At 73.7% G+C, this 13,769-nt stretch carries 12 protein-coding genes; 4 read left to right on the top strand and 8 right to left on the bottom strand.

Annotated features, from left to right (window positions below):
• Positions 1–32: 32 nt before the first annotated feature.
• The 4 genes from rarD to eccE form a co-directional block, all read right to left on the bottom strand.
• On the bottom strand, positions 33–974 hold the full coding sequence (rarD, locus tag ACFYO8_RS06260) for an EamA family transporter RarD (protein WP_354867863.1): 942 nt from the start codon (positions 972–974) through the stop codon (positions 33–35).
• A complete protein-coding gene (locus tag ACFYO8_RS06255; RefSeq protein WP_354867865.1) occupies positions 971–1,459 on the bottom strand; it encodes a GNAT family N-acetyltransferase in 489 nt (162 codons plus the stop codon). The genes rarD and ACFYO8_RS06255 overlap by 4 nt, the downstream gene beginning before the upstream one ends.
• Before the next feature lie 108 nt (positions 1,460–1,567).
• Positions 1,568–1,954, bottom strand: a complete 387-nt coding sequence (locus tag ACFYO8_RS06250; protein WP_354867867.1) for a phage holin family protein — start codon at positions 1,952–1,954, stop codon at positions 1,568–1,570.
• Between the two features lie 101 nt (positions 1,955–2,055).
• Entirely contained in the window at positions 2,056–3,858 is a 1,803-nt protein-coding gene (gene eccE / locus ACFYO8_RS06245) for a type VII secretion protein EccE (protein ID WP_354867869.1), read from the bottom strand.
• A 241-nt stretch (positions 3,859–4,099) separates the two neighbouring features.
• On the opposite strand from eccE, the gene ACFYO8_RS06240 reads away from it, so the two are divergent.
• The gene (locus tag ACFYO8_RS06240; protein ID WP_354868426.1) at positions 4,100–4,417 is read left to right on the top strand and encodes a WXG100 family type VII secretion target; all 318 of its coding nucleotides are present in this window, start codon (positions 4,100–4,102) and stop codon (positions 4,415–4,417) included.
• Positions 4,418–4,437: 20 nt separating this feature from the next.
• Positions 4,438–4,731: a WXG100 family type VII secretion target gene (locus ACFYO8_RS06235; RefSeq protein WP_135242906.1), complete on the top strand. Its 294-nt coding sequence runs from the start codon at positions 4,438–4,440 to the stop codon at positions 4,729–4,731.
• Between the two features lie 61 nt (positions 4,732–4,792).
• On the opposite strand, the gene mycP is transcribed toward ACFYO8_RS06235, so the two are convergent.
• Complete coding sequence (gene mycP / locus ACFYO8_RS06230) at positions 4,793–6,016, bottom strand: type VII secretion-associated serine protease mycosin (protein WP_354867872.1); 1,224 nt, start codon at positions 6,014–6,016, stop codon at positions 4,793–4,795.
• Positions 6,017–6,168: 152 nt separating this feature from the next.
• On the opposite strand from mycP, the gene ACFYO8_RS06225 reads away from it, so the two are divergent.
• On the top strand, positions 6,169–9,348 hold the full coding sequence (locus tag ACFYO8_RS06225; protein ID WP_354867875.1) for an SseB family protein: 3,180 nt from the start codon (positions 6,169–6,171) through the stop codon (positions 9,346–9,348).
• Positions 9,345–9,710 carry a hypothetical protein gene (locus tag ACFYO8_RS06220; RefSeq protein ID WP_114919301.1) on the top strand — a complete coding sequence of 122 codons (366 nt, stop codon included), beginning with the start codon at positions 9,345–9,347 and terminating at the stop codon, positions 9,708–9,710. Before ACFYO8_RS06225 ends, ACFYO8_RS06220 begins: the two co-directional genes overlap by 4 nt.
• A 1-nt stretch (position 9,711) precedes the next feature.
• Here ACFYO8_RS06220 and ACFYO8_RS06215 read toward each other — a convergent pair whose 3' ends face one another.
• The 3 genes from ACFYO8_RS06215 to ACFYO8_RS06205 all read right to left on the bottom strand — a co-directional run bounded on the left by ACFYO8_RS06215 (position 9,712) and on the right by ACFYO8_RS06205 (position 13,689).
• Positions 9,712–10,644 (bottom strand): alpha/beta fold hydrolase, encoded by a 933-nt coding sequence (locus ACFYO8_RS06215; protein WP_387256848.1) that lies wholly within the window; start codon positions 10,642–10,644, stop codon positions 9,712–9,714.
• A 131-nt stretch (positions 10,645–10,775) separates the two neighbouring features.
• Positions 10,776–11,111, bottom strand: coding sequence for a hypothetical protein (locus tag ACFYO8_RS06210; RefSeq protein ID WP_354867880.1), 336 nt, complete (start codon positions 11,109–11,111; stop codon positions 10,776–10,778).
• Between the two features lie 175 nt (positions 11,112–11,286).
• A complete protein-coding gene (locus ACFYO8_RS06205) occupies positions 11,287–13,689 on the bottom strand; it encodes an immune inhibitor A domain-containing protein (RefSeq protein WP_354868429.1) in 2,403 nt (800 codons plus the stop codon).
• Positions 13,690–13,769 lie beyond the last annotated feature (80 nt).

Raw genomic sequence — 13,769 nt, 5'->3', positions numbered from 1 at the left:
TCGCCCCTTTCACAGGGGCGGAAAGTGCAAGATCAGCGGGAGGGGGTGGGGGTCGAGGCCGGGGGCGGGGTGGGGGTCGCGGTGCGGGCGGCCAGGCGGGTGCGGTGGGAGTGGCGCAGCGCGTCGGCGGTGAAGACCACCAGGGCGAGCCAGACCAGGGCGAAGCCGGCCAGCCGGGCAGGCGGCATCGGCTCGTGGAAGATCAGCACGCCGCAGCCGAGCTGGAGGATCGGCGCGAGGTACTGCAACATCCCGACAGTGGACAGCGGCAGCCGGTTCGCCGCCCCGGCGAAGAGCAGCAACGGGATCGCGGTGGCGGCGCCGGCCAGCACCAGCAGCGCGGTGTGCCCGGCCGAGACGTGCCCGAACGTCGAGTCGCCGCGCGCCGACAGCCACCCCAGGTACGCCAGCGCGGGCAGCGCCAGCACCGCCGACTCGACGAACAGCCCCTCCGTGGCCGGCAGCGCGAGTTGCTTCTTGACCAGCCCGTACCCGGCGAAGCTGAACGCCAGGGTGAGTGCCAGCCAGGGCAGTCGGCCGTAGTCCACGGTGAGCACCGCCACCGCCAGCGCGCCGACGCCCAGTGCCGCCCACTGCGCCCGACGCAGCCGTTCCCGTAGCACCAGGACGCCGAACAGCACCGACACCAGCGGGTTGATGAAGTAGCCGAGCGCCGTCTCCACGACCCGGTCGGAGTTCACGCCGTAGATGTACGTACCCCAGTTGACGGCGATCAGCGCGGCGGCGAGCCCGATGCCGGCCAGCGTCCGGGGGCGCCGGGCCAGCTTGCGCAGGAAGCGGGCGTGCCGCGTGGCGGCCAGCAGCAGCGCCACGAACGCCACCGACCAGAGGATCCGGTGCGCGAGGATCTCCACCGGCCCGGCCGGGCGCAGCAGCTTCAGGTAGATCGGGAAGAAGCCCCAGATCAGGTATGCGCCGATGCCGTACAGGTAGCCGAGCCGGAGCTGGTTCACGGCTCCACCGTAAGTGGCGGATCGCGCGGCTGGTCCTTATCGGTGACCGCTGTCACCCGCTGATCCAGCTCCATCCACCGATCCGGCGCGATCGGCCGGAAGTCGATCTTCGCGTAGACACCGTGCGCGTCGAGAGTGGCCAGCAGGATCCGGCCCACGCCCAGCTCGGCCAGGTGGTCGCGGACCGCGCCGGCCAGCCAGGAGCCCAGCCCGCGACCCCGCTCGGCCGGGTCCACGTACACGTCGCAGAGCCAGGCGAACGTGGCCCGGTCGGTGACCACACGGGCGACAGCCACCTGCGCGCCGTCGCCCGGCCGGTAGACGCCGAAGCCGATCGAGCCGACGAACGCGCGCGCCACCGTCTCCCGCGCCCGCCCCAGCGCCCAGTACGCGTCGGTGGAGAGCCAGAGGTGCACCCGGTCCAGGTCGAGCCGGTGCGGGTCGGTGCTGATCTCGTAGCCGTCCGCGCGGGTCAGGGTGAGCACCCGGCCGAGGCTAGTACCACCGCCCGGCCTCCTCGCCAGCCAATTCCCTCCTGCTGGCCTGGTGGCCCCGGCCGGGCCGACGTGACGACGGCCGGCCGGGGACCGGCGTCAGTCGCGGTCGAGGACGGCGCCGAGGATCCAGGTGACGATGCCGACGAACAGCGCGCCCAGCACCGCCTCCGGCCAGAACCCGTCCACGTGGAAGGGCAGCCCGGCCTCACCGGCGATCCAACTGGTGAGCAGGAAGAGCAAGCCGTTCACCACGAGCGCGATCAGGCCGAGGGTCAGCAGGTAGAAGCCGCACCCCACGGTCTTGATGATCGGTTGGAGCACCGCGTTCACCACGCCGAAGATGACCGCGACGAGCACCAGCGTGATCACCGTCTCGACGGTCGAGCCGGAGTCGAGCGAGATGCCGGGGATGAGCAGCGTGGCGAGCCAGAACGCCACAGCCGTCGAGCCCACGCGAATCAGAAGACCCTTCAGGAAATCCATGGCCGGGATCGTGCCACGGCCGTACCACCAGCGGAAGCTGCCATGCCGGGCCTGCCGCGTCTGTCGGACCGTCCGGGCCGCCGGCCTGCCGGGACCGCGCCTCAGTGCCGGGCCGGGCGGCCGACGAGTTGCGACTCGACGGGTGTGGGCGAGAGCAGCGCCCAGCGCAGGGCCCGCCGATTGATCACCGCCACCATGTCGTCGCGGATCCGGGTCAGCCACTCGGCGGAGCCGCCCAGACCCAGCGCCGCGCCCGCCAACGCGGCCTCGTCCGGGTCGAGCGGCTGGAGGATCGCCAGGTCCGCGCGGGCCAACGCGAGCGCGTCGGCCGGCGTCAGCTCGTCGCGGACCACCAGGACCGACTGCCAGGCGGCGGCTGGTCCGGCCTCCGGCGGCACCGGGCCGGCGTCCACCACCACCAGCAGCGGGTGCAGCGGCGAGCCGGGGACGCCGCCGACCGGACGCCCCGGCGGAAGCAGCGGTACGCCACCACCGAGCGTCCCGACGCCGCGCGCGAACGGCTCCCAGAACCGGGGACGGCCGGTCTGCACCACCACGCGCGCGCCGAGCGCCAGCGCCCGCAGCAGGAGAAGTTGCGCCGCGGGCACGCCGCCGACGAGCAGCGCCCGGGTCGGGGCCGGCCGGAACAGCCGCACGGTGAGCGCGGTGCCGTGCCGGTTGGCACCCACCATCAGGCCGGCGGTGGCCGAGGGCAGGTCAAGTGCGGGCGGAGGTGATCCGGCCGCCGGGGTGGCCCCACCGGAGGCCGCCAACGGCAGCGTGGCGGCCAGCCCGGCCAGGTGTTCACCGTCGAGCCGGCGCAGCTCACCGCCGACGTCCCCGGCGACCCGGCGCAGCGTACGTTCCGCGGCCGACAACTCGGCCGCGCTCCCGGCCGCCACCCGTACCGCCAGTTCGGCCGGGACCGGTGCCGGACCGGTGCGCGGACCGGCAGTGAGTGCGACGGTGGTGGCGGTGGCCGGCAGCGCGAGCAGCCGTCCGACCAGCCCACGGGCCGCCTCGCCGCGCGGATCCGGCCACCGGCGCAGGCGCCAGGTCGCCTGGGCCAAGCCACCCACCGCGAGCAGCGGCCACGTCTCCCGCACCGGCGCGCCGGGCTCGTGGTGGGCCAGCTCGGCGATCACCCGCAACGCCGCGTCGCCGCCCAGCGGCCGGGCGGTGAGCGGACCGAGCCGGCGGACGAGCCGCCGAACGGTGCCGGACAACACACGCAACAGGTCCTCGTCCGGCCGGCCGTCGGCGCGCAGCACCTGGACGGCCAGCACCACGCGCGCCCGCCCGGCCACCCGCCCGTCGGTGAGCTGGCGGTACGACGTCCCGGCCGGGCCGCCGGCGATCGCGGGCGCGGGCGCCGGCGACGACGAGAACACCAGTTGCAGCCGGATCGCGGGCGCGTCCGGACCGGTCGGCGGCAACAGGTCGAACGGCGTCGGCAACTCGCCGGTGTGATCGCCGAGCAGGTCGTCCGGGTCGCCCAGCTCCAGCAGCGCGGTCAGGCCGGCGGCGTCGTGCAGCACGGCAGCGCCACCGGACGCCTCCGTGGCGTCGATCACCGAACCCGGCCGGACCAGTTCCAGCAGCGCCGCCGGGTCGGCCGCCGGGGGCAGGGCGCGGCGCCGGGTCAGGTACGCGGCGGCGGTGGCGAGCCACTCGTGCAGCCATCGGCCACGCACCCGTACCCACGTGGCCGGCAGCAGCAGGGCTGCCGACAGCAGCGCGACGGCCGTCGGGACCACGCCCCGCCCGGCGGCCGCGATCACCATCGCCGCCGCGACCTGGGTCGCCACGATCTGGCCGGCACGCAGCCGGGCTGCCGGACGTGTCGTCCACTGTGGTGTGCGGACCAGGGCGGGCATGGGCCGCTCGGACGTGCTCGCGGTCACCGCACCTCCTCGCCGGCCTCCGCGTGACGCTGCCGTGGCTCATCGTAGTGGCGCGGTTGTCCACAGGGGAGCCCGCAGGGGTAGCAGAACCGGAGTCGGACGGCTACCGTCAGCGACGAAATCGTCGAGTCGCGTGCCCGCCGCCGTCAGACTTCCCTCCACCCCCCCGGGCACCCGCCGACGAGTCCACGGTGGTCACGCAGTGGCCAGCCACGACCGAGGAGACGAGGTGACGTCCGGGATGTCCCAGACCCAGGCAGAAGCCGCGGTGATGCAGCAGACCGCCGCGAAGTTCGAGCAGGTCGACCAGTCGCTCCAGAGCATGCTCAGCGGCCTGATGGCCGAGCTGGAGGTGCTGCAACAGGCCTGGCGGGGTGCTGGCGGGCGCTCGTTCGCGCAGGTCAAGCAGCAGTGGGCGGAGGATCAGGCCACCCTTCAGCGAGCGCTGCGCGAGACCGCCACCGCGATCCGCACCGCCGGCCGGCAGTACGACGTCTCCGACACCGAGGCCGCCGGCCGGGTGGCGGGCACCAACCGCGGCATCCAGCTGCCCCTCTGACAACCGGAAGGATCGAACTCATGGAGCACGGTGTGCTGGTCGTCAACTTCGCCGCCCTGCAACAGGCCGGCGCCGACATCCAACGGGCGCTGTCCACGCTGGAGAGCCAGCTCGGTCAGCTCGAACGCGACGCCGCCCCGCTGGTGGCGAGTTGGAACGGCGAGGCTCGCGAGGCGTACGAGGTGCGGCAGTCCCGGTGGCGGGCCGCCTCGCAGGATCTCCAGGCGATGCTGCGCGACATCAAGCTCGCGGTGGAGGACTCCGCAGCCGACTACCTCGACACCGAGAAGCGCAACGCCAACCTGTTCCAGTGAACCGACACCGCGCGGCCCGGGCAGGTGAACCGGGCCGCGCGGCCGCGTCTGTGGCCGGCGGTCATTCCTGCGCTGCCGTCCCGGCCGGGTCGGCCGCCCGCCATCGCCTGCGCGCGCCGCGCGGCAGCACCAGGGCGAGCGCCGCCACGAGTGCCACCGCCCCGCCCGCGACGGCGACGGCCGGCAGCGCCCGGTCGCGGGCCGCGTCCCGGCGCGACCGGCGGGCGAGCGCGGCCGGATCGGGACGGTCGGCGGGCAGCACGGCACCCGGCCGGATACGGGGACCCGCCGCGCCGGCCGACTCGGTCACCGCCCGGTACGGGTTCAGCACCCCCGCCCCGTAGCCCGCGTCGCGGCCCGGTGCCGGGTCGGCGGCGGCCATGATCCGCCCGGCCACCTCGTCGGCGCTCAGCCCGGGCCGGTACTGGCGCAGCAACGCTGCGGTGCCCGACACGAACGGGGTGGCGTAGCTGGTTCCCTCCGCCCGCTGGTGTCCCGCCCGGGGCGCCGCCATCAGCACCTCGCTGCCCGGGGCGACCACGTCCACGTACGAGCCGGTCTGGGAGAACGCCGCACGCGTCCCGTCCCGCCCGATCGCACCGACGCCGAGCACCCCGTCGTACGCCGCCGGATAGGGCCGGGGATCTCCGTTGTCGTGCAGGTTCCCGGCGGCGGCCACCACTACCACGTCACGCCGCACCGCGTAGGCGACGGCGGCACGTACGGCCGGATCGTCCGCGTACAGCACGACCGAGAGGTTGAGCACGTCGGCGTCGTGGTCCACGGCCCAGCGGATGGCCCGGGCGAATCCGGCCGCGTCGACCGTACGCCCCGACTCCCGCCCCTCGACCACCTGCTGCTCGCTCACCCGTACCGGCAGGATGCGCGCGCCCGGCGCGAGGCCGCGGAACGCGACGCCGGGCTGCGGCGCGGCGGCGATGATGCTCGCCACCCCGGTGCCGTGCCCGGCGCAGTCCCGGGTGCCGTCCCCGCCCCGGTCGAGGAAGTCGGCGCCGTCGAGAACGCGGCCGGCCAACTGCGGATGGGACCGGTCCACTCCCGAGTCGACGACCGCGACCACGACTCCGGCGCCGGTCGCGAGCGGGGTGAGCCGGTCCGGGGCGTACCGCTGCTGTGTCCATGGCTGGTCCGCCACCGGACGGACGGGCGCGAGTGGCTCGGCGCAACCGGCCGGCGCGGCGGCCGTCGCCGGGGCGGCCGGAGACGCGGTGGCGAGGAGCGTCGCCAGGGCGGCCACGGCGGGGTACGCGACTGGCCGAGACATCGACGACCTCCGTAATGTGTCGACTCCGGAACGGGATGTTAGCGCCTCGGTCAGGTCGGGGCCGACCGTCGATGGGCGGAAGTCCTGATGTCGCCGCGACCTTGTAGGTTGTAGGCGATGCCTGTGGCCTGTTCGCGGAAGGAGAGGTGGCCGTGACCGGATGGGAGCCGGCCACCGAGGCCGAGGTGGCGATGCGGGACGCGCTGGGTGCGCAGGACCAGCAGCAGTATTTCCGCGTGCTGACCCGCGTCGATCTCTTGCTTCCGGTCACGGGCGGGCCGGGCGCCGGGTGGGGCACCTGGACCGCCGAGGGCCGCACCCACGTGCTGGCCTTCACCTCCGCCGCGGCGCTGCGCGCGAGCCTGGGCGAGAACGCGGGGCCCACCCGCCGCCTCGCCTACCCGGATCTGGCGGCCGACTGGCCCAACCCCGAGTGGTGGTTGGCGGTCAATCCCGGCCTGCCGATCGAGGGCTACCTGCCCGCCTGGTACGTGGCTCAGCTCTCCCGGGGTGACATCCGGCTGCCTGGCCGCACCATGGGCGCCCGCGCCCGGCTGGAGCGCGTGGAGAGCGCCACCCGGGCGGCCCGGAACGCGGTGCCCGAGGCCGCGCCTCGTCCGCCGGCCGTTCCCGTCCCGCCTGCCGCTGTTCCGCCGCCGAGCGTGCCGTCCGCCGCGATGCCGCAGCCGGCCGCACCGTCCGCCGCCGTTCCGCCGCCGGTCGCGCCGCTACCTGCGACGCCGCCACCGACCGTGCCGCCGACCGCCGTGCCGCCGACCGCCGTGCCGCCGACCGCCGTGCCGCCGACCGCCGTGCCGCCGACCGCCGTGCCGCCGACCGCCGGGGCGCGGGGCCGGGACGAGCGGCTGAGAAAAACCGGCGAGCCGCCCACGGTGCCGATGCGGGCCGCCTCAGTCCTGGGGCGCCGGCTGCCCACCGTGCCGCCACGCCGCCGGGCAGCGGACAGCGACGTCCCGGGCCGTGCCGCCGCTGAGCCGGATACGGACGCCCTCGACGGCTGGCTCACCGACCTGCGCCGCCGCCCGGACGAGCCGGACCCCTTCGCGGCCGCCCCGGCGGTGGCCACCGACGAGCCGTCGGCGGCCACCGCAGCGCCGCCGTCCCGTTCCTTCTTCGAACCCTCGTCCGGTGGCCGCTCGGCCCGGCGCCCATCGCCGCTGGACCCGTCACGCCGGGCCGGTGACCGGGCCACCCCACCGACCCGGTTCGCCGGTGGGCAGCCGTTTCCGCGTCGACGGCCGCTGAACGAGCCGGTACGCGAAGGCCCCACCCACCCGTTCCCGGCGCGTACGGACGAGCCGCCGCCCGCGTCCCGCCCGGAGGAGGCGACCCGGGCGTTCCGGCCCACCCGCCCGCCCGAGGACGCGACCGAAGCGCTGCCCCGGCGGCACGCCGAACCCGCTCCGGCGGCGCACGCCGACCCGGTCACGGCCGAACCTCCGGCCACGGCTGACGGGTGGGGGGCCGCACCGGGCGGAAGCGGGGCCGAGACCAGGTGGGAAACGGTCGACGAGTCGGCGGAGGAACTGCCCCCGTCGATCGCCGAACCGGTCTCCGCGCCGCCCGCGCCGCGCCGCGACTTCACACCCATCGTCATCGAGGGCACCGTCATCGAGGCCCGCGACCTGACCGAGCCCGCGCCGTTCTGGTCCGCGCAGCAGGCCGGCCCGGCGCGTCCGGAACCGGCCGGGGGCGCAACCACGCCGTGGGCCGGCGCCGTCGACCCGACCGTGTCGTTCCCGGTGGATCCGCCGACCGACGACACGGTGAACCTCGTCGACCCGGCGCCGACCCACCTCGGCGCCACCGGCACGCCGGACCGGAGCACGCCGCTTGACGATCCGACGGTGTCGCTCGGATCGGGTTCCGAGCCCACCACGTCGCTGTTCGACCCGTCGGCCTCGGTAGCGGAGGCCACCGCGCCGCTCTTCGCGCCGTCGGCCGAGCCGACGGTGTCGTTGTTCGACCGGGTGTCGGCTGAGCCGACCGAGCCGCTGACCGGCCCGGCGTCGGCCGAGCCGACCGTGTCGTTGTTCGACCCGGCACCGACCGCGCCGCTGTCCGGTGCAGCTGAGGCCGAGCCGACGGTGTCGTTGTTCGACCGGGTGTCGGCCGAGCCGACCGAGCCGCTGACCGGCCCGGTGTCGGCCGAGCCCGTGCCGGCGGAACAGCCGCCCGTGTCCCTCTTCGAGCCGGCGACCGACGAGCCGGTCACCACGGCGCTGTTCGCGCCCGGTGACCCGACCGTGGCGTTGTCCACGCCGGCCCCGGCGACTCCCGCGACTCCCGCGACTCCCGGGACGCCCGTCGATCCGCCGCCCGACGCCGGATCGAGCACCGCACACGGCTCGGCCGACTTCGTACCAGCGAACGACGTGGAGGAGGACCTGCTGGCCGCCGCGGGCAGCGGGAGCACGGACGGCTTCCTCACCACCCTGCTGCTGGCCCGGGTGCTGCTGCCGGTCGCGCCCGATTCGGCCGCCGGCAGCCGACCGGGTGACCCCGGCTTCGTCTGGCACGCCGAGCCGGTCGACGGCGAGACGTGCGTCTCGGTCTACACCTCGCCGGAACGCCTGGCCGAGCACACCGAGGGCCAGGTCGAGACGGTACGGGTGAAATTCGTCCAGCTCATCCGCAGGTGGCCGGACGCGGCCTGGTCGTTCCGGGTCAACCCGGGCAGCCCGGTGGGCGCGTCGTACCCCGGGGAGCAGGTCCTCGCGCTGGCCAACTGGGCGGCCGAGGTGGGCCTCGGCGACGACCCGGAGCCGGCCGCCGCGCCGCAGCCGGCGGAGCGACCGCGTCCGCAGGGGTACTCGGTCACCGACAACCGGCCGGTGACCATGCAGAAGGCGATCGCGGTGAGCCAGCTCGCCTACTACCTGGAGCGGGGCTACGACCGCGTCTCCGGATTCGTGCACCGGGCCGGGGAACTGGCGCACCTGCGTACGCCGGTGGAGCTGTACCGCGCGCTCGGCCTCGGCCACCCGGGTTCGCCGTTCTCCCCCGACGACGAGGAGATCTACCTGCTGCGGTGGCCCGCCTACCGGCCGAGCCTCTACCGGATCCCGTACGGCGGCCCGAACGAGGCGGCGATGCGGGCGATGGAGGGCTGGGTGATCGAGCGGCCCCCGTTCCGTGGCAACGGTTTCGCGCCGGGGGAGAGCAGCGACGTGATCGCGGAGTTCAAGGTGGACAGTGCGCGGCTTCCGCACGGCGCCGAGCTGTGGCGGGCCGGCGCGGACGGTGACAGCAGGCTGGTCGCGGTCCTGGACACCGACGAGCTGCTGTGGCGTAAGGCGGGCGAGGCGTGACCCGCGACGGCTACGTGGCCCGCTGGCGAGGGCGGGAGTACCAGGCCAGCCCCGACGGGGACGACATCCGCCTGTACCAGCCCGGCCCCGACGAGGGATTCACGGAGGTGCGTCCCGGCCGGTACGTCCGGGTGGTGCCGGCCGCCGAGGTCGACGATCTGGCGTACGTTCGGACCACCTGTACCTGGCAGGGGCAGCCGTTCATCGTGCTGGCCGAGCACGAGGGCTGGCTGCGGCTGGAGTACACCGGTGGGCGCTGGCCGGTCGCCGAGGCGATGGGGCTGGAGGCGTTCGACTTCGGCGTCTACCAGGGCTGGGCGCCCGCGGCCGAGGTGGCCGACCTGGGCGAGCAGCGGGTCTGAGTCAGGACTTCGCCCAGCGCAGGACCTCGCCGAGCACCACGTCTCGCGCCTCCACGTGCGGGAAGTGCCCCACGTCGTCGAGCAGCCGCCACTCGTACGGGGCGGTGACGTAGCGGCCGGAGCCCTGCGCGGTGCGGGGGAGCGAGGCCTGGTCGAGCGCGCCGTGCAGTTGCAGGGTCGGCGTGACCAGCGGCTTCTGCATCAACTTCACGAAGCGGTAGCCGTGCAGCCGCAGCGCCGAGCGGAACGCCCAGCGGTAGCCCTCCATCGCGCAGAACGCGGCCTGCGGGATCTGCATCGCCACCCGGCAGCAGTGGGCGTAGTCGGCGAAGTCGGGGCCGGACACCCAGCGCGGCCCGCCCCAGCGGCGCAGCGTCTCCTCCACCTCGGCGGCGCCGTCCCGGGTCAGCACGTGCTCGTAGCGGGGGAGCTGAAACTTCAGTGTCGCGGTGGCCGAGGCGAACTGGCCGCGCGGGTCGGCGAAGATGGCCGCCCGCAGCCGTAGCGGATGCGGCGCGCCGAGCACCACGAGCCGCCGGACCAGGGTCGGGTGGAAGGAGGCGGCGGTCCAGCCGATCAGCCCGCCCGCGCCGGTGCCGACCACCGTGGCCGACCGCTCGCCGAGCGCCCGGATCAGGCCGGCGACGTCGGCGGCGAGCGTGAAGCCGTCGTACCCCCGGGGTGGTTTGTCGCTCGCACCGTAACCGCGCAGGTCGACAGCGACCGCCCGGAAGCCCGCGTCGGCGACCGCCGGCAGCATCTCGCGCCAGGCGTACCAGTATTCGGGGAAGCCGTGCAGGAAGAGCACCATCGGCCCGGTGCCCGCCTCGACGACGTGGAACCGGCTGCCGTTGGCGCCGACGAACCGGTGCGTCCACGGCCCCTCGGGCAGGACGCAGGACTCGTCGACGGGTCCGCCGCGCTGGTCGGTCATGGCGCACAGCCTAGGGCCGTCTGTGACCCACCGGCCCCGCAGGTGACCAGGATCAGGGATTTCTCCGGGCGGGCACCCGGGGTCGCGTACGCCGTCCGCTCATCGACGGGTGAGTACGCCGCTACCGGACGTCATTGGATGATCCGCATCGGGATGCCGGGCCCGCAGTCGACGGAGCGATCCCGCGCGGTGAGCCGCAGCGTGACCAGGTCGCCCTTGCGCAGCTCGCCGGCGTTCGGGCCGTACACCGCGTACTCCGTGCCGTTCTCGTCCATCAGCCCGTAGCACGGCCCGGACCCACCCCGGGTGATCCAGCCGACGACGACGCCGGTGGGCCGGTTGTCGGTCGGCTTCTTCGGCGGGCCGGCGGGCCGGCGCAGCGTCGGCAGGTCGGTGGCGGACAGCGGGGTGGGGCGATCTGCGGGCGTGCCGGCGCCGCTCGCGGCCGGCTGGTGGTCGTCGGGCACGGATCCTCCGTCTCCGCCGCACCCGCGCCGGCGAGCAGCACCAGCGCGAGGGCGGCCGGCAGCGTGGCACGGGCGTCACCCGGATGGGACGCGGGCGGGGTCCGCCGGGTTCCCGGAAAGGGCGATGCCCGGACGGTTCACCGCCCGGGCATCGCGTGGTGCGTCGATCAGTGGATCAGGAGAAGCGGACCTTCAGCGAGGTGCCGTTCTGCTCCAGAACCTTGATCTTGGTGCCGGTGGCCGGGAGCTTGACGCCGTGGTTCGGCAGCTCCGGGTACCAGTACTGCTTGGTGTCGTCGAACAGCGGCTGCGCCGCCTGGCCACGGATGTACTGCGGCTGGCTGTTGAGGTGCAGCGTGAACGAGTCGGCCTTCTTCAGGCTGAACGGCGCGTCGTAGACCTGGACGCGGGCCCGCCAGGGCGCCCCGGTCAGGTTGTAGATCGGCCGCGGGTGCGCGTCGATGATCATGTTCCGACCCTCACCCGGGTGCGCGAACGTGTCGTTGTCCGCGAACCGGAGGTTCCAGTAGGAGATCAGCAGACCCTCCTGGTACGCGTAGTGGTCCACGTAGTCCGGGCGGGTGTTCGCGTAGCCGAAGAAGTACGGGCCGGTCTTGAGGTACTTGTCGTACGAGACGTACGACCGGTTGCCGGCGATGTAGTAGTTGTCGAACTTACGGGTGTAGGTCTCCTCGACGATGCTGAAGCCGCTGAGGGTCCAGCCGCTCGCGCCGGCCTCGGCGCCGTCGGTGAGAAGCGTCTGACCGTCGGCGGTCACGGTGATCGCGTCACCGTAGAAGCCGCCCTCGGAGACACCGCCGTCCGTCTGGTAGCGGAGCCGGAACTGCACGACCTTGCCGGCGACCGCGTCCATCGGGATGTTGACGTCGACCCACTGGCCGTTGCTGGAGCCGTCCAGGGCGTAGCGCCCGGGGGAGATCTCCTTCAGCGGGGTGCCGTTGGCCGTACCGGGCAGCGAGGCCCAGGTCTGGCCACCGTCGGTGGACGCCTCGAAGAACAGGTAGTCGTAGTCCGCCTCGATGCTGTAGCGACCCTTCATCGACAGCGCGGCGCTGGTCTTCCCGGTGAGGTCGACAGTGCGCGTCATCGTGGTGTTCAGGTCGTCGTCGTTGCCCGAGAAGAACTGCTTCGTACCCTCGAACGGCTTGCCGTTCTGGAACGTGTACTCCCGCTGCGGCAGCACCACCACGGCGCCCTGGGCCTTGTTGGAGTTGTACTCCTGCGGCCCGAGTTCCAGGGTGCGCTTCTGTCCGGCCACTACGACCTCGTAGTCGAGCCAGCCGAGCTGGAGCTTGTTCCACGCGCCGAGGTCGCCGCCGCGATCGCCGATGCCGCCGTCGTTCTTGGCGCCGAGCCGGCTCTGGGCCATCAGGGTCCAGTGCTCGTTGTTGTTGTCCCCGCCGCTGACCACGTTGTAGTCGTCCGGCAGACCGAGGTCGTGGCCGTACTCGTGGTAGAAGACGCTGCGGCCACCGTTCTCCGGCTGGATCGTGTAGTCACCGATCCAGACGCCGGTGTTGCCGATCTGGGTGCCGCCGGCCGGGAAGTTCTCCGGGCCGGTGTTGCCCTGGTCGCTGGCGAAGGCGTACCACCGGTGGCTCCAGATGGCGTCCTCACCCTGGTACGGGTCACCGTCGGCCTGGTCGCCGCCGGCGTGGACGATCTGGAAGTGGTCGATGTAGCCGTCCGGCTCGTTGAAGTCGCCGTCGCCGTCGAAGTCGTACCGGTCCCACTCGTCCATCGCCTTGACGTCCGCGGCGATCTCCGCGTCGGAGCGGCCCTGCGCCTTCTGGTCGGCGACCCACTGGTTGGCGGCGTCGCGGACCAGGGCCCAGGTGTTGGTGCAGACGTTCGAGGCGCACGGGTAGCCGTCGGAACGGCCGTAGCGGGCCTCGTTGTACCGCACCTTCACCCAGTTGGTGACCTCGCCGTCGACGCTGTACCGACCCGAGGACTGGGCCTCGTAGTACTGCTTCAGCGACTCTTCGCCCGGGTTGGTGCCGAAGTACAGCTGCCGGTAGTGGTCGGCGCTGTAGTCCGCCTGCCAGACCGTGGAGTTGTCCACCGCCCGGTTGGGCTGCGGGATCTGGTTGACGCGCGGACCGTCGAACCGGGTCGGGCCCGGGGTGTCCGGGTCGGTGTCCTGGTCCGGGTAGCTCGGGTGCCGCTCGTCGCCGAACTCCGCGAGGATGACGAAGATCTTGTCGGTCCGCTCGCGGGAGAGTTCGACGTACTGGTCCTTGGTCGGACCCTTGCCTGCCTTGGTGCTCTTGGCTGCCTTACCCGCCGCGGGACCGGCGACAGCCTGCTCGCCGACCTTGACGACCTTGCTGCCGTTGATCTTCTGGGCCTTCGCCCTGCCGGACAGGACCTCGCTGAGGCCCTCCTGGCGCAGCGCGCGCCGCTTCTCCTCCAGCGGGTTGGGCAGGTCGTGCTCAGCCTGCGCAGGCTCGGCCACCGACGGAGCGGCGGCCGGCAGCTTCGGCGTCGGCGCGGCGCTGGCGGCCGTGCCTGCCATCAGCCCCGTCGCGGTCAGCGAAAGCCCGAGCAGACCCACTGCGACTTTGCGCACGTGGTACCTCCGGTGTGAGGGAACCGGCCCAACTGGGGGTACGGGCCGGTGGAACGTCCCACTAG

Origin of the sequence: Micromonospora sp. NPDC005257, from assembly GCF_042872445.1 — a bacterium.
Lineage (GTDB): Bacteria > Actinomycetota > Actinomycetes > Mycobacteriales > Micromonosporaceae > Micromonospora.
Note: the sequence above shows the minus strand (reverse complement) of the source record. Positions and strands in the feature narration are given on the sequence as shown.

Excerpts from the sequence above, each read along its gene's own strand:
- ACFYO8_RS06250 (WP_354867867.1), bottom strand. The coding sequence starts at position 1,954 with ATGGATTTCCTGAAGGGTCTTCTGATTCGCGTGGGCTCGACGGCTGTG.
- ACFYO8_RS06240 (WP_354868426.1), top strand. The coding sequence starts at position 4,100 with ATGTCCCAGACCCAGGCAGAAGCCGCGGTGATGCAGCAGACCGCCGCG.
- ACFYO8_RS06235 (WP_135242906.1), top strand. The coding sequence starts at position 4,438 with ATGGAGCACGGTGTGCTGGTCGTCAACTTCGCCGCCCTGCAACAGGCC.
- mycP (WP_354867872.1), bottom strand. The coding sequence starts at position 6,016 with ATGTCTCGGCCAGTCGCGTACCCCGCCGTGGCCGCCCTGGCGACGCTC.
- ACFYO8_RS06215 (WP_387256848.1), bottom strand. The coding sequence starts at position 10,644 with ATGACCGACCAGCGCGGCGGACCCGTCGACGAGTCCTGCGTCCTGCCC.